Source organism: Actinomadura nitritigenes (assembly GCF_017573545.1).
In the GTDB taxonomy this organism is placed as follows: Bacteria; Actinomycetota; Actinomycetes; order Streptosporangiales; family Streptosporangiaceae; genus Spirillospora; species Spirillospora nitritigenes.
Map to the genome: position 1 here is coordinate 38301 of NZ_JAGEOK010000046.1, position 15223 is coordinate 53523.

At 74.2% G+C, this 15223-nt stretch carries 14 protein-coding genes; 10 read left to right on the forward strand and 4 right to left on the reverse strand.

The annotated features are described in order from the left end of the window. Nucleotides 1-146: 146 nt before the first annotated feature. Together J4557_RS43730 and J4557_RS43735 are read left to right on the forward strand one after the other, a co-directional pair. Entirely contained in the window at nt 147-2486 is a 2340-nt protein-coding gene (locus tag J4557_RS43730; protein ID WP_208272885.1) for a SpoIIE family protein phosphatase, read from the forward strand. Beyond that, on the forward strand, nt 2486-3481 hold the full coding sequence (locus J4557_RS43735; RefSeq protein WP_208272886.1) for a zinc-dependent alcohol dehydrogenase family protein: 996 nt from the start codon (nt 2486-2488) through the stop codon (nt 3479-3481). Before J4557_RS43730 ends, J4557_RS43735 begins: the two co-directional genes overlap by 1 nt. Here J4557_RS43735 and J4557_RS43740 read toward each other — a convergent pair. Further along, on the reverse strand, nt 3478-4146 hold the full coding sequence (locus tag J4557_RS43740; RefSeq protein WP_208272888.1) for a response regulator: 669 nt from the start codon (nt 4144-4146) through the stop codon (nt 3478-3480). The genes J4557_RS43735 and J4557_RS43740 overlap by 4 nt on opposite strands. Then, nucleotides 4143-5618: a HAMP domain-containing sensor histidine kinase gene (locus tag J4557_RS43745; RefSeq protein ID WP_208272890.1), complete on the reverse strand. Its 1476-nt coding sequence runs from the start codon at nt 5616-5618 to the stop codon at nt 4143-4145. The genes J4557_RS43740 and J4557_RS43745 overlap by 4 nt, the downstream gene beginning before the upstream one ends. 108 nt (nt 5619-5726) lie before the next feature. Here J4557_RS43745 and J4557_RS43750 point away from each other — a divergent pair, with 108 nt between their 5' ends. Genes J4557_RS43750 through J4557_RS43765 form a run of 4 tightly spaced genes read left to right on the forward strand, consistent with a single transcriptional unit; the run spans nt 5727 to nt 9171 of the window. Beyond that, nucleotides 5727-6233 (forward strand): hypothetical protein, encoded by a 507-nt coding sequence (locus tag J4557_RS43750; protein WP_208272892.1) that lies wholly within the window; start codon nt 5727-5729, stop codon nt 6231-6233. 1 nt (nt 6234) lies between these two features. After that, nucleotides 6235-7341: a peptidoglycan-binding protein gene (locus J4557_RS43755; protein ID WP_208272902.1), complete on the forward strand. Its 1107-nt coding sequence runs from the start codon at nt 6235-6237 to the stop codon at nt 7339-7341. Beyond that, nucleotides 7328-7990, forward strand: coding sequence for an ABC transporter ATP-binding protein (locus tag J4557_RS43760; protein ID WP_208272904.1), 663 nt, complete (start codon nt 7328-7330; stop codon nt 7988-7990). Before J4557_RS43755 ends, J4557_RS43760 begins: the two co-directional genes overlap by 14 nt. After that, nucleotides 7987-9171 (forward strand): ABC transporter permease, encoded by a 1185-nt coding sequence (locus tag J4557_RS43765; RefSeq protein ID WP_208272906.1) that lies wholly within the window; start codon nt 7987-7989, stop codon nt 9169-9171. The genes J4557_RS43760 and J4557_RS43765 overlap by 4 nt, the downstream gene beginning before the upstream one ends. A 73-nt stretch (nt 9172-9244) precedes the next feature. Here the strand turns inward: J4557_RS43765 and J4557_RS43770 are convergent, their stop codons facing one another. Both J4557_RS43770 and J4557_RS43775 read right to left on the reverse strand, forming a co-directional pair. Next, the gene (locus J4557_RS43770) at nt 9245-10063 is read right to left on the reverse strand and encodes a class I SAM-dependent methyltransferase (RefSeq protein WP_208272908.1); all 819 of its coding nucleotides are present in this window, start codon (nt 10061-10063) and stop codon (nt 9245-9247) included. Between the two features lie 130 nt (nt 10064-10193). Further along, nucleotides 10194-10358 (reverse strand): hypothetical protein, encoded by a 165-nt coding sequence (locus J4557_RS43775; RefSeq protein ID WP_173096635.1) that lies wholly within the window; start codon nt 10356-10358, stop codon nt 10194-10196. Nucleotides 10359-10465: 107 nt separating this feature from the next. Between J4557_RS43775 and J4557_RS43780 the strand changes: the two genes are divergently transcribed. The 4 genes from J4557_RS43780 (at nt 10466) to J4557_RS43795 (ending at nt 15219) form a co-directional block, all read left to right on the forward strand. After that, nucleotides 10466-10864: a hypothetical protein gene (locus J4557_RS43780; RefSeq protein ID WP_307800547.1), complete on the forward strand. Its 399-nt coding sequence runs from the start codon at nt 10466-10468 to the stop codon at nt 10862-10864. 117 nt (nt 10865-10981) lie between these two features. Next, the gene (locus tag J4557_RS43785) at nt 10982-13021 is read left to right on the forward strand and encodes an MFS transporter (protein ID WP_208272911.1); all 2040 of its coding nucleotides are present in this window, start codon (nt 10982-10984) and stop codon (nt 13019-13021) included. 161 nt (nt 13022-13182) lie between these two features. After that, entirely contained in the window at nt 13183-14316 is a 1134-nt protein-coding gene (locus tag J4557_RS43790) for an acetyl-CoA C-acetyltransferase (RefSeq protein ID WP_208272913.1), read from the forward strand. Between the two features lie 108 nt (nt 14317-14424). Then, entirely contained in the window at nt 14425-15219 is a 795-nt protein-coding gene (locus tag J4557_RS43795; protein ID WP_208272915.1) for an enoyl-CoA hydratase-related protein, read from the forward strand. Nucleotides 15220-15223: the final 4 nt, after the last annotated feature.

Here is a 15223-nt window from a genome sequence, read left to right on the forward strand (position 1 = left end):
GCGGGTTCGTCGTTCAATACGACGAGGAGAACACGTACGAGGACCGCGCCGCGACGCCCGGTGATCACCGCTGCGGGCGGTGCGGCCCGGCCGCGCGGACGCGACGCGGCCCCCGGCGGGACCGCGACTGTGATCGGGATGGGGAGATGAAGCGTTGGGGGGAAGCGCCCTTCGAGGCGCATCTGCCGCCCGAGACCGTCCTCAACCAGATGGAGATGGCGGTCATCGTCTGCGACCGCTTCAGCAACGTCATCTACGGCAACGCCTTCGCGCGCCAGCTGTTCGGGTTCGGCGGCGACGAGATCATCGGGCACTCCATCCTGTCGCTCGGCATCGCCGAGGAGGACCACGAGCAGGCCACCGAGCTCGCCCGGCACGTCCTGAAGGGCGGCGTCTGGGAGGGCACCTTCTGCAACCTGCGCGCCGACGGCACCACCGTGTACACGCGCGCGCACGCCGTCCCCTTGAGGCACCCGTCCGGCGCGGTCGACGGCGTCGTGATCTTCGCGCGGGAGGCGCTGCGCTCCAACCAGCGCGACCAGGAGCGGTACGGGCTGCTGGAGCGGATCGGCGAGCGGCTCGCCGGGTCCCTCGAACTGGAGTCGACGCTGCGGCGGGTCGCCGACACCCTCGTCCCGCAGTTCGCCGACCACTGCTTCATCGACCTCTACAGCGGCGACCGGCTCTACCGGCGGGTGTCCCGGCACGCCGGCAACTGGGAGCCGCCGCCCGGCACCTGGGCGGAGGTCGGCGAGCCCGTCTCCTACCCGCCGGGCCACTTCAGCGCCAAGGCGATGGCGCGCCGCGACGCCGTCCTCGTCGAGGACATGGTCCAGCACCGCTTCGCCGCGCCGACCGAGTCGTCGCAGCGGCTCGGCGAGTCGATGGGCATCACCTCGGTGATCTCCGCGCCGCTGCTGGTGCGCGGCGAGCTGCTCGGCGTGATGAGCCTGGCGCTGTCCAACCTGTCCAAGCGGCCCGACCCGCACTACGACGGCTTCGACCGCGACCTGCTCGGCGCCATCGCCAGCCGCGTCGCGCTCGCCGTCGACAACGCGCTGCTGTTCGAGGAGGAGCGCGAGACCGCGCTCGCCTTCCAGAAGCACCTGCTGCCCGGTGACCGCCCGCCCCCGCTGGACGGCCTGCAGATCGCCTGGCGGTACGAGCCGGCCCGCCCGCTGGAGGCGCACGGGCACGGCATCCAGACCCAGGTCGGCGGCGACTGGTACGACGTGATCCCGCTGTCGGCCGGACGCGTCGGGCTCGTCATCGGCGACGTCGAGGGACGCGGCGCCCGCGCCGCGGCGGTGATGGGCCAGCTGCGCGCCGCGCTGCGCGCCTTCGCCCAGGACGACAAGCCCCCGGCCGACATCCTGCGCAAGCTCGACGAGTGGGTTCGCACGATGACCCGCCCGGAGCGGATGCGGTCCGGCTGGAACAGCGACGACCTCGTCCGCCCGCCGCTGGTGTCGTGCACCTACTTCGTGTACGACGCGTGGTCGCGGGTGCTGGAGTTCGCCAACGCCGGCCACGACCCGCCGCTGCTCATCGTGGACGGCGAGGTCGGCGAGCTGGACTTCGAGAGCGAGGGCGCCATGCTCGGCGTCCGCGCCCCCGGCATGGGCGGCGAGATCCTCTTCAACGAGGAGCAGTCGGAGCTGAAGCCCGGCTCGACGCTCGTGCTGTACACCGACGGCCTCATCGACCGGCGGCCCAAGGACGACGGCGAGTACTACACGCGGGAGGAGTCCCGCGAGATGGTCCGCGACGCCGTCCAGCGGGTCGCGCGCGGCGGCGTCGAGGCCATCGCGAACGCCGCCTACGACGCCGTCCCCGGCGACATCGACGACGACGTGGCGATCGTGGTGATCCGCACCGCCGCCGACGAGCTGGCGGTCGAGGAGCGCACGTTCCCCGCCGAGCCGATCATGGTGTCGGAGGCGCGCCGGATGGCCGCCGACGCGTTCGCGTCCTGGGGCATGCTCGACGAGCAGGCCGAACTGGCCTGCCTGCTGGTCTCCGAGGTCGTCACGAACGTCGTGCTGCACGCCACCTCGACGCCGCAGCCGCGCCGCGAGATGGTCGTCCCGGTGCCCGCCGGGCCGCCCGGCCGCGGCGGCGAGCCGCTGAGCGCGCCGCCGCCCGTCCAGTTCAACACCGCGCAGGTCGGCGGCGCGTTCGAGGGCGGCCTCGACCCCGCGATGGACCCGGGCGCGTTCGACGAGGACGACTGGAGCCTCGGCGCCGACCTCGGCCGCCGCGAGCCGCCCACCAAGGAGTTCCGGCTCCGGCTGCGGCGCGGCGGCGACGCGATCTGGGTCGAGGTGTTCGACTCCGACATGCGGCTGCCGCGCATCCGCAGCGCCGGCGAGACCGACGAGGGCGGCCGCGGCCTCTACCTCGTCGACCAGCTCGCGAGCCGGTGGGGCGCCCGTCCGACCAACGACGGCAAGGCCGTCTGGTTCGAACTGCCGCTGACGCCGTGATGCGGGCCTGGACGGTGGACGCGCCGGCTCCGATCGCCTCGGGGCCGCTCCGCCGCGCCGACCGGGACGTCCCGTCGCCGGGGCCGGGGGAGCTGCTGGTGCGCGTCCTGGCCTGCGGCGTCTGCCGGACGGACCTGCACGTCGCGGAGGGCGACCTGCCCGTCCACCTGCCCGGCGTGACGCCCGGCCACGAGATCGTCGGGGAGGTCGTCGAGGCGGGCGCGGGCGCGCTGCACGCCGCCGGCGACCGGGTCGGCGTCGCGTGGCTGCGGGGCACCTGCGGGGCGTGCCGGTTCTGCCGCCGCGGCGCCGAGAACCTGTGCCCGTACTCGGTGTACACCGGCTGGGACGCCCACGGCGGCTACGCCGAGTACGCCCTCGCCGTCGACGCCTACACCTACGCGCTGCCGCCCGAGCTCGACGACGTGCGCGCGGCGCCGCTGCTGTGCGCGGGCATCATCGGCTACCGCGCCCTGCGCCGCTCCGCCCTGCCGCCGGGCGGGCGGCTCGGGATCTGGGGGTTCGGCGGCTCCGCGCACCTCGCCGCGCAGGTCGCGCTCGCCGAGGGCGCCGACGTGCACGTGTTCACCCGCAGCCCCGCCGCCCGCGAGCTGGCCCGCGATCTCGGCGCGTCCTGGGCCGGCGACTCCTTCGACGTCTCGCCGGACCCGCTCGACGCCGCGATCGTCTTCGCGCCGGCCGGCGAGCTCGTCCCCGCCGCGCTCGAACGCCTGGACCGCGGCGGCACCCTCGCCGTCGCCGGCATCCACCTGAGCGACGTCCCGGCCCTGAACTACCAGCGGCACCTGTTCCAGGAGCGGCAGGTCCGGTCGGTGACCGCCAACACCCGCGCGGACGGCGAGGAGTTCCTGCGCCTCGCGGCCCGCCTCGACGTCGCCGTCACCACGCACCCCTACCCGCTGGACGCCGCGGACCGCGCCCTCGCCGACCTGGCCGCCGACCGGTTCACCGGCGCCGCCGTCCTCGTTCCCTAACCGGTCCGGGGGTCGTCGGACAGCGCGTCCCGGAGCGGCACGAGGCCCTGCTGGAGACCGAAGATCGCCGCCTGGGTCCGGTCCTGCAGGCCGAGCTTGGCCAGGATGCTGGACACGTGCGTCTTCACCGTCTGCTCGCCGAGCGCCAGCGCCCTGGCGATCTCCCGGTTGGAGCGTCCCCGGGCCAGCTCGGCGAGCACGTCGCGCTCGCGGGGCGACAGGTCCCGCAGCGGCCCCGCCGGGTCGTCCTCGCGCAGTTTGCGGACGAGCAGCGCGGCCACCCCGGAGTCCAGCACGCTGCCCCCGGCCGCGGCGGCCCGGACCGCCTCCACCACCCGGTCCACCGCGGTGGTCTTCGGCAGGTAGGAGCAGGCCCCGGCGTGGACGGCCTCCAGCGCCAGGTCCCCGGCGAGGAAGGACGTCAGCACGATGACGGCGGGCCCGGAACCCTCTTCGCGCAGGGCGTGCAGGACCCCGAGCCCGTCGATGCCGGGCATCACCAGGTCCAGCAGCACCACGTCGGGCCGCTGCGACCGGATCGCCTCGATCCCCGCCGCGCCGTCCGCGCACTCGCCGGTGACCGTGATGTCCGGCTCCTGTTCGAGGACGAACCGCAGCCCCTGCCGCACCACCTCGTGATCGTCGACGATCAGCACCCTGATCATGCCGGGATCCGCACCCGTACGGTCGTGCCCTCCGCGGGCGCGCTCGCCACCTCGAAGGTGCCGCCCAGCTCGGTGACCCGCTCGCGCATCAGCGCCATCCCCATCCCGTGCCGGCGCGCCGTCCCCGCCGCGTCGAAGCCTCGTCCGTCATCGCTGATCAGCACCATCACCTGTCCCGCGGCCTCGGTCACCCGGAGCTCGATCCGCTCCGGCTCGGCGTGCCGGGCCGCGTTGCCGAGCGCCTCCTGGACGACCCGCAGCACCGCCAGCTCGACGGCGGGCGGCAGCTCCGGCGCGTCGATCTCCGCCGTGATCCGGATGCCCAGCCGCGCCTCGAAGGCCTGGCACAGGTCCCGCAGCGCCGCCGCGAGCCCCGCCTCCTCCAGCGCGACCGGCCGCAGCTCCAGCAGCATGGCGCGCATCTCGCGCATCGTGCGCTCCAGGGTCTGCTCCATGGACTCGGCCTGCCGCCGCAGGTGCGACCCGGCGGGCAGCGCCCGGCGCAGCCCGCCGGCCAGCAGGTTGGCCGAGAACAGGTCCTGGGACACCGAGTCGTGCAGGTCCCGGGCGATCCGGTTGCGCTCGTCGCGCCGCGCGGCCGCGCCCGCGGCGTCCCGTTCCGCCCGGCCGGCGAGTTCCAGCCGTTCGGCCATCCGGTTGAAGGCCAGCTCCAGCCGGCCGACCTCGTCGCCGCCCGACACCGGGATCCGCGCGTGCAGGTCCCCGTCCGCCATCGCCGCGGTGCCCTCGGCCAGCCGCCGGATCCGGCCGATGAGCCGCCGGGTGCTGAGCAGCCCGAACACCCCGCCGGCGGGGAGCAGCATGATCAGCATGATGAGTCCGGGCAGCAGCATGTCATCGGTGCCGGGGGTCCGGCCGGTCGCGTCGGCGGAGCCCTTGGCGTGCGCGCCCGGCCGGACGAGGCCGCCGGCCAGCCGGACGTAGGCGATCCCGAAGGGCCGCCGGTGCCCGTCGGGCGTCGTGGTCGTCGCCGGGCTCGTCGCCCAGGCGGCGCCGTCGCCCAGCGAGACGACGCGGCGCGAGGTGCCGACGGCGTCGCCGGGCAGGGTGGAGCCGACCGGCACGGCCTGGGGGGCCGTGGTCGCGGCCACCCGGCCGTCCAGCCCGGCCAGCGCCTCGACGATCTCCGGCACCGGGTCCGTCGCGGTGCGCCCGAATCCGGACCGGGCCGCGGCCGCGAGGAGCGCCCGGTCGGAGAGCGCGCCCCGTCCGGTGGCGGCGGCCGTGGCGGCCGCCGCGTCCTCGTCGGCGAGGGCGGTGCTCTTGAACCTGCCCGCCTGGGTGTCGGCCTCGGCCACCCGGGCGTTGGCCTGCTTCACCTGGTGGCGGGCGTGGGCCATCCGCGGGACGAAGTAGCCCAGCACGACCGCTTCGACGACGAGGACGGCCGCCGCGGAGACGGCGACGTACGAAGCCGCCATCCGGATCTTCAGCCCGAATCGGGACAGCATGGAGCCAGCGTAGGTCGGCGGACCGGCCGCGGGGGTCCCTCGAACGGCGGTGCGCCCGCTCCCTTTTTGGGGGATCCGCCCGACGGCGGCGGGCACGAGATTTGCCTCATGAATCTACGAACCGTAGGCGCCGGGCTCCCTCTGGCCCTGCTGCTCGCCGGATGCGGCGGTCACGGCACGCCTGCCAAGTCCAGTGCGAGCCCCAACGCCGGAACGGGGGACGCGCTGCGCCGGCTCGCCCAGTGCGCCAGGGCGAACGGCCAGCCGAACTTCCCCGACCCGGTGCAGAACTCCGACGGGACGTGGGGGTTCCCGCCGTCCGGGGGCGGCCAGCGGCTTCCGGAGGCCTGCGCGTCGCTCAAGGCCCAGGCGGGCCAGCAGAGCCGGCCGAGTCCGGTGTCGAGCGCCGACCTGGCGCGGCTGCGGCAGTACGCCGCGTGCCTCCGCCGGTCCGGCCTCCCGGACTGGCCCGACCCCGACAGCGACGGTGCCTTCACGCTTCCGCCCCGGCTCCAGGGGCTGGGCAAGAGCACCATCGTCGCGAAGCTGAAGCCCTGCCAGAAGTACTCGCCGGGGCGCGTCAAGTTCAAGACGTCGCCCGGGGGAGGCCAGTGACATGCGCCGGACCCTGATCCTCGGCGGCGTCGCGCTGGTCGGGCTCGCCGGCGCCGCGGGCTGGACGGTCATGGACGGCGGCGGTCACGCGAGCGGCGGGACGGAGACCGGCGCGATCAGCACCGGCACCGCCGCCGTGACCCGCACCGACGTCGCGGAGCGCCAGGTGCTGAGCGGCAAGCTGGGGTACGCGGGCGCCTACCAGGTGCAGGCCACCGGGGCCGGCGTGGTCACGAAGCTGCCGCCGGTCGGCCGCCGGATACGGCGCGGGGACGCCGCCTACGAGATCGACGGCACGAAGGTCCCGCTGATGTACGGGACGCGGCCGGTCTGGCGGGCGTTCGAGGTGGGGATGACCGACGGCGCGGACGTCAGGCAGCTCGAGAGCAACCTCAAGGCGCTCGGCTACGGCGACGGCCTCACCGTCGACGACCACTACTCGACCGCCACCTACTGGGCCGTCCGGCACTGGCAGGACGACCGGAACCTGACGGTGACCGGCACCGTGCCGCTCGGCCAGATCGTGTTCGCCCCCGGCCCGGTCCGGGTCTCCGCGCTCGACGTCTCGCCCGGCACCAGGGTGCAGGCCGGGCACCCGGTCGAGCACGGCACCACTCCGCGGCAGGCGGTCACGGTGCAGGTCTCGCCGACGGAGCTGCCGAACGTGAAGGTCGGCGATCCGGTGGTGGTGACGCTGCCCGACCAGAGCACCCGGCGGGGCCGGGTCTCCGCGATCGGCACGGTCGCCACGACCCCGTCCACCGGCGGAGACGGCGGAGACGGCGGGGGCGGCGGGGGCGGTACGGCCGACCAGTCGACCGCCCCGGTGACGGTCACCGTCACCGGCACGATCCACGGTCTGCTCGACCAGACGTCGGTCCAGGTCTCGATCGTCGCGCAGCAGGACCGCGGGGTGCTGGCCGTGCCGACGACGGCGCTGCGCCCGCTGCCCGGCGGCGCCTACGAGGTGATCGTCGTCAGCGGCACCGCGCGGCGCCACGTCACGGTCAGGACCGGGCTGTTCGACGAGAGCAGCGGGCTGGTCGAGGTCACCGGCGCCGGGCTCGCGGCGGGACAGCGCGTGGAGGTGCCGGATGACGGTTCTTGAGCTCGCGGACGTCCGCAAGACCTACCCCGGTGAGCCCCCCGTCGAGGCCGTCCGGGGGGTGAGCCTCACCGTCGAGTCCGGCGACATGCTCGCCGTGCGCGGTGCGTCGGGGTCGGGCAAGTCCACGCTGCTGCAGCTCATGGCGGGGCTGGACCGGCCGACCGGCGGGTCCGTGCGGCTGGCGGGGGAGCCGGTGCAGGACATGTCGGACCGGGCGCTGGCCGGGCTGCGCGCGCACCGGGTCGGCGTCGTGTTCCAGCAGTTCTTCCTGCTGGACGCGCTGTCCGCACTGGAGAACGTCGCCTCGGGGCTCCTCTACCGCGGGATCCCGGCCCGGGAGCGCCGCCGCCTGGCCCGCGCCGCGCTGGAACGCGTCGGCCTCGGGCACCGGACCGGCCACCACGCCGCCAAGCTGTCCGGAGGCGAACGGCAGCGGGTGGCCATCGCCCGGGCGGTCGTCGGGCGCCCGGCGATCGTGTTCGCCGACGAGCCTACCGGCAACCTGGACAGCACCACCGGGGCCGGGATCCTCTCGCTCATCCGGGAGCTCAACGCCGAGGGCACCACCCTCGTCATCGTCACTCACGAGGATGCCGTCGCGCGGGCGTGCCGCAGCCGGATCGAGCTGCGCGACGGAGCACTGGTATGAAGAGCACGCTGCGCATCGCCGACCTCCTGCCCACCGGGACGCTGGGACTGCGGTCCCGGCGCGTCAGGGCCGTGCTGTCCGGCCTCGGCATCGCGATCGGCATCGCCTCGATCGTCGCGGTGCTCGGCGTCACCAGGTCCAGCCAGTCGGACCTGCTGGCCCGCATCGACCAGCTCGGCACCAACATGCTGACCGTCGCGAACGGGCACACCATGGGCGGCGCCGAGGCCGAACTGCCCGCGACCGCCGCGCCGATGATCCGGCGGCTGCCGGGTGTGCAGGCCGTCGCGCCGACCGCGCAGATCACCACGGCCGCGGTGTACCGCAACGACCACGTCCCGGCCGGGCAGACGGGCGGCCGGGCGGTGCGGGCCTGCGACGGCTCGCTGCTCACCGCCCTCGGCGCCTCGCCGCTGACCGGGCGGTTCCTGACGTCCGGGCCGTACCCGGTCACCGTCCTCGGCCACGACGCCGCCACCACGCTCGGCGTGCGCGGCGCCGGCCCGGGCGTCCGGGTCTGGCTCGGCGGGCACTGGTTCACCGTCGCCGGGATCCTCCGGCCGCTGCCGCTGGCCCCGGAGATCGACCGGTCCGCGCTGGTGTCGTTCGCGGCGGCCGAGAAGACGCTCGGGTACGACGGGCACCCGAGCCGCGTCTACCTGCGCGCCCGCCCGGACCGCGTCGCGGCCGTGGCGGACCTCCTGGCCGCCGCCGCCGATCCCGCCGCCCCCGACCAGGTCACCGTGAGCCGGCCCTCCGACGCGCTCACCGCGCAGCTGGCCGTCAAGTCCTCCGGGCAGGCGCTGTTCCTCGGGCTGGGCGCGATCGCGCTGCTCGTGGGGGCGATCGGGATCGCCAACGTGATGGTCATCTCGGTCTTGGAACGGCGGTCGGAGATCGGGCTGCGCCGGGCGCTGGGCGCCGCGCGCGCGCATGTGGCGGCGCAGTTCCTCACCGAGTCGCTGGTGCTGTCGTCCTTCGGCGGCGCGGCGGGGCTGGCCATCGGGACCGCGATCACCCTGGGGCTCGCCTACGACCGCGGCTGGAGTGTGCTGATCCCGGCGCAGGCCCTGTGGGGCGGATTGCTGCTGGCCGTCGGCACCGGCGCGGTCGCCGGTCTCTATCCGGCGCTGCGCGCCGCGCGGCTGTCCCCGACCGAGGCGCTCCGAGGGGGCGGGTAGCGGCCGGCGGCGCCGCGGGGCGGCCGGTGCGCGCCGGGCCGGCCGCCCCGCGGACCGGGCGCCGGCGGTGCGGTCAGATGGGTTCGGCGGCGACGTGCGCCCAGGACTGGGTGAACCAGAGTTCCCCGCCGATCACGCGGGGCTTCGCGCCGGTGCGGGGGCCGCCGTCGACCTCGTCGGTGAGCGCCTCGCGGATCCGGTCGGCGGACGCCTCGTCCCGCGCGCCCGCGAGCCACGGCTCCACCGGCCGCTCGACCGTGAACACGTCGAGCCGGCGGATCGTCGCGCCCGCTGAGGTGATCATCTCGGTGAGCCGGGCGATGGACGGGGTGCCCGGGTGGTCGGGGTCGCGGAGCCGCTCGATCCGGTCCCGCTCCTGGCCGGCCAGGTTGCCGCGGACGAGATCGGCGATGATCAGCCGTCCACCGGGCCGGCAGACCCGCAGCAGCTCGCGCAGCACCCGCTCCGGCTCGCCCAGCGTGTACAGCGAGAACCGGGCCGTGACCAGCGAGAACGTGTTGTCCCTGTAGGGCAGTGCGGTGGCGTCGGCCCGGACGGCCGGGGCGGTGGGCCGGGGGCGGGGGTCCTCGCGGGTCGCCATGGCGGGCGGCCGGTCCCCGTCGTCGGGCGAGCCGGTGATGCGCACCGGGCCCGTCCCGAACTCGACCGTGGACATCCGGCCGTTCCTGCCCGGTTCCTCCGGCGCGGGCGTCGCGTCCACCGCGGTCACGTGCCGGACCCGCGGGCGCAGCGCGGCGGGCATCGGCCCGCGGCCGCGCGCCACGTCCAGGCAGACGTCGTCGCGGCCGGGTTCGACGAACTCCAGCAGGCGCCTCAGGTGCGGGGCGATGCCGCCGGCGGTCTCCTGGACCGCGGTCGACGGATGCGGCACGGGTGGTCTCCCTCGGCTCGGACCGGCTCCTCGGGCGCGGGGACAGCGTGAAGCCGGTTTCGCCAGTTATGACTCCCGGTCGAGGCGGGAAGTTCGGATCCCGGGGCGGGAATTTCACCGCCCCGGCGCGTCAGCCTCTCAGGTGCTCGCCGTACAGCGCCCCGACGACCAGCACGAACACGATGATCACCGCGGCGCGGGTGGGCATCGGCATGCGCAGCTTCACCGCGACCCAGCGCACGCAGAACGCGGCGAGGAGCGCGACGACCGCGAGGCTGAGAAGGCCCTCGTCCATGGTCACCTTCAATCCGGGGGGAGTGCCGCCTCCTAGAACGATAGACGCGTAAGGCAAGGGTTACCTCGGAGGAGGAGCCCCGCGAGCCGCCCGATAACCTCGCGCATGTGGCAGATGCGAAGGAAGTAGACGGCCGGGACCGGCTGGACGACCTGATGACCAACGTGGCGCGGGCGCGGGTCGCCCTCGGCCTCGCGGCGTTCGCCGCGCCCAAGCTGACCGTGAAGGCGATGACGTCGGTCGGCGGCACCGACCCGGGACGCGACTACGTCGCCCGGATGTTCGCCGCCCGCGAGATCGCTCTCGGCGCCGGCTACCTGCTGAGCGACGGGCCCGGGCGGCGGCTGTGGGCCCGCGCGGGGCTGCTCGTCGACTCGCTCGACACGATCAGCGGGCTGCGCACCCGCCGCGGCCTCCCGCTGTGGGTGACCGCCGGGGCCACCGCCATCGCGGGCGGCGCCGCCGCCGTGGGCGCCGCCAAGGTCGCCCGCGACATCCTGCGCTGACGTCCCCGCAGGGCCCCGGCCGCCGCGCCGGGGCCCGGCCCGGCGCCGCCGGGTTCCGATTTGGGGTGATCTCTGTGGGTAGACCTCCCTCGTCGGTCGGCGAGGGGGGACGGCGGTATGACCGCTGACACGGTGGCGCGCGGCGAGGAGACCATGCCCAAGGGCAGGGACCTGTACGTCATCCTCGGCGCGCTGATGCTGGCCATGCTGCTGGCCGCGCTGGACCAGACGATCGTCTCCACTGCGCTGCCCACCATCGTCAGCGACCTCGGCGGCCTCAACCACCTGTCCTGGGTCGTCACCGCCTACCTGCTGGCGTCCACCGCCTCGACGCCGCTGTGGGGCAAGCTCGGCGACCAGTACGGCCGCAAGCGGCTGTTCCAGGGGTCGATCGTCCTCTTCCTGGTCGGGTCGGCGCTGTGCGGCATCGCGCAGGACATGACGGGGCTGATCTTCTTCCGGGCGCTGCAGGGCCTCGGCGGCGGCGGGCTGATGGTGCTCGTCGTCGCGATCGTCGGGGACGTCGTCCCGCCCCGCAACCGGGGCCGCTACCAGGGGATGTTCGGCGCCGTCTTCGGCATCGCCAGCGTGTGCGGGCCCCTGCTCGGCGGCTGGTTCGTCGACAACCTGTCCTGGCGCTGGGTGTTCTACATCAACATCCCGATCGGCATCGTCGCGCTGCTGGTCATCGCGGCCGTGCTGCACGCCGCGGGGGAGCGCGAGCGGCACCGCATCGACTACCTCGGCTCGCTGCTGATCGTCGGCTGGTCGGTCGGGCTGGTGCTGATGACGACCTGGGGCGGCACCCGCTACGACTGGCTGTCCGCCCCGATCATCGTGCTCGCGGTCGTGTCGGTGGCGCTGATCGGGGTGTGGCTGCTGGTCGAGCGCCGCGCCGCCGAGCCGATCATGCCGCCGCACCTGCTGCGGCACGCGGTGTTCTCGCTGTCCTCGGCGATCAGCTTCGCGGTCGGCTTCGCGATGTTCGGCGCGCTGACCTTCCTGCCGATCTTCCTGCAGGTCGTGCACGGCGTCTCGCCCACCCTGTCGGGCGTGCACCTGCTGCCGATGATGATCGGCATGCTGGTCGCCTCGATCGGCTCCGGGCAGCTGATCAGCAGGACCGGCCGGTACAAGATCTACCCGGTGATCGGCACGCCGCTCATCGCGATCGCCCTGTTCCTGCTGTCGCGGCTGGACGAGAACTCCTCGACGCTGTCGATGAGCCTGCGGTTCGCGCTCCTCGGGTTCGGCCTCGGCCTGGTGATGCAGGTCCTCGTCATCGCGGTGCAGAACGCCGTCTCCTACGAGGACCTCGGTTCCGCGACGTCCGGCGTCACGTTCTTCCGGCAGATCGGCGGCTCGTTCGGCGTCGCGGTGTTCGGCTCGGTCTTCAGCAACGAGCTGGCCTCGCACGTGGAGGACCTCGCCAGGCGCGGGATGCTGCCGCCCGGTTTCAACCCGTCGGCCGTGCAGGGCAACCCGAAGCTGCTGGACCGGTTCCCCGGCTCGGTGAAGCAGGGCGTGCTGCACGCCTACGCGCAGTCCATCGACACCGTGTTCCTGTGGGCCGTGCCCGTCGCGGCGGTCGCGTTCGTCCTCACCTGGTTCCTGCGCGAGGTGCCGCTCCGCGCCACCTCCCAGACCCCCGACTACGGCGAGGGCTTCGGCGCGGCGCCGACCGTCCGCTCGTCCCGGCACGAGATCGAGCGGGCGCTCAGCGAGCTCATGCGGCGGGACGCGAAGGCCGCGGAGATCTACAACCGGCTCGCCCGCCTCTGCGGCGTCGACCTGCCCGTCGGCAGCATCTGGGCGCTGTGCCGCATCGCCAAGGACCAGACGGTCGCCGGCATGGACCTCGCCGACCGCGCCGGCGTCCCCGTCGAGGAGGGCCGCCCGTACGTCGACCGGCTCGTGGACGCGGGTTACGTCCGGCGCAATGACGGCGTCCTCGCCATCACCCCGTCCGGCCGGGCGACCGCGGAGCGGCTGTTCGCCGCGCGCCGCGAGGGCCTCGCGAGGCACGTCGAGGGCTGGTCGCCCGAGGAGCATCCGGAGCTGTCGGACGTGCTGACCCGGCTCGCCCGCGTCTCGCTGGGCCAGGACGCCGACGGGAACGTCCTGAAGCCCGGCCGGCCCGCCGGGACCGCGCCCTGACGCGCCCGCCGCCGAGCCCGCGGGAATGCTTTCGTCGCGGGGTGAGCGGCGCGGTGCCGAGACTCACCTCACATGGCGTTGCGCTGCGAGGGATGTAATCTCATACTGACGACCGAATCTCACTCGGTTTCGGGACGGAACCCCAGACTTTTGGAGGCGTAGTGGCCGAGGCGTACATCGTCGGCGCGGTCCGTACCCCCGTCGGTACCAAGAAGGGCGCCCTCAAGGACGTGCATCCCGCCGACCTCGGTGCGCACGTGCTCAAGGAGCTCGTGAACCGTACCGGCGTCGACCCCTCCGCGGTCGAAGACGTGATCATGGGCTGCGTCATGCAGGCCGGCCCCCAGGCGCTGGACATCGCGCGCACCGCCTGGCTGTCGGCCGGGCTGCCGGAGAGCGTGCCCGGCGTCACCATCGACCGCCAGTGCGGCTCCTCCCAGCAGGCGATCCACTTCGCCGCGCAGGGCGTCCTCTCCGGCACCCAGGACCTCGTCGTCGCGTCCGGCGTCGAGCACATGGCCAAGGTGCCGATGGGCGCCACCATCGTCCAGGGCCTCGACTTCCCGTACGGCGAGGGCTGGGGCGAGCGCTACGGCCAGCAGGAGATCTCCCAGTTCCGCGGCGCCGAGCTGATGGCCGAGAAGTGGGGCTTCACCCGCGAGGACCTGGAGAAGTTCGCGCTGGAGAGCCACAAGCGCGCCGCCAAGGCCATCGAGGCCGGCTACTTCGACCGCGAGATCGCCCCGATCGCCGGGCTCTCCAAGGACGAGGGCGCCCGCCCCGACACCACCCTGGAGAAGATGGCGGGCCTGAAGGCCCTCCGCGAGGGCGGCGTCATCACCGCCGCGGTGTCCTCGCAGATCTCCATCGGCGCGTCGGCGCTGCTGATCGCCTCCGAGGAGGCCGTCAAGCAGCACAACCTGACCCCGCGCGCCCGCATCCACACCCTCGCCATCACCGGCTCGGACCCGGTCTACATGCTGACCGGCCCGATCCCGGCGACGGAGAAGGCGCTGTCCAGGGCCGGCCTCAAGATCGACGACATCGACGTCTTCGAGGTGAACGAGGCGTTCGCCCCGGTCCCGATGGCGTGGGCGCACGACACCGGCGCGTCGCTGGAGAAGACCAACCCCAACGGCGGCGCCATCGCCACCGGCCACCCCCTGGGCGCGACCGGCGGCATCCTGATGACCAAGCTGCTGCACGAGCTGGAGCGCACCGGCGGCCGCTACGGCCTCCAGACGATGTGCGAGGGCGGCGGCCAGGCCAACGCCACCATCATCGAGCGTCTTTAGTTCCTTGCGTTCCTCCGTGGCCCATCCCCGGTTCGGGGGTGGGCCACGAGTGTTCGCGGGGGGCGGGATGATGGCCGGGTCGTGCCGGTGGACCGCGAGGAGCGGAGCATGTACGAGACGATCGTCTACGAGGTCGCGGAGCGGGTCGCGCGGATCACGCTGAACCGGCCCGACGCCCGCAACGCGCTCAGCGACACCATGATCGACGAGCTGCTCGACGCGTTCGAGCGGGCGAAGGCCGACGACGGCGTGCGGGTCATCGTGCTGACCGGGGCGGGCGACCGGGCGTTCTGCGCGGGCGCCGACCTCGGTGGGCTCGGGCGGGCGCAGGCGGACGGACGGTCCGTCGCGGACGCCGGGGCGATCCGGGAGAGCGCCCCCTTCCGGCTGTTCACCGCGTTCCCGAAGCTCGGCAAGCCGATCATCGCGCGGCTCGCCGGGCACGCGGTCGCCGGCGGGCTCGGCCTCGCCGCGGCCTGCGACCTGGTGGTGGCGGCCGACGACGTCAAGCTCGGCACCCCCGAGGTCAACGTGGGCCTGTGGCCCATGATGATCATGGCGATCATCAACCGGAACGTCGCGCCGAAGCACGCGTTCAAGCTCTACTACACCGGGCGGCGCGTCACCGCGGCCGAGGGCCGCGACATCGGCCTGGTCACCGAGGTGGTGCCGCGCGCCGAGCTGGACGCGCGGGTGGACGAGCTGGCCCGCACCATCGCGGCCAAGAGCCCGCTCGGCCTGCGCCGGGGCCGCGACGCGTTCTTCGCGATCGAGGGCCGCCCGCTGGAGGACCAGGTGGAGCACCTGCTGTCCGAGCTGGTCGGCCTGGCCGCCACCGAGGACGCCAAGGAGGGCATCACGGCGTTCCTGGAGAACCGCGCCCCCGACTTCAAGGGCCGCTGACCGC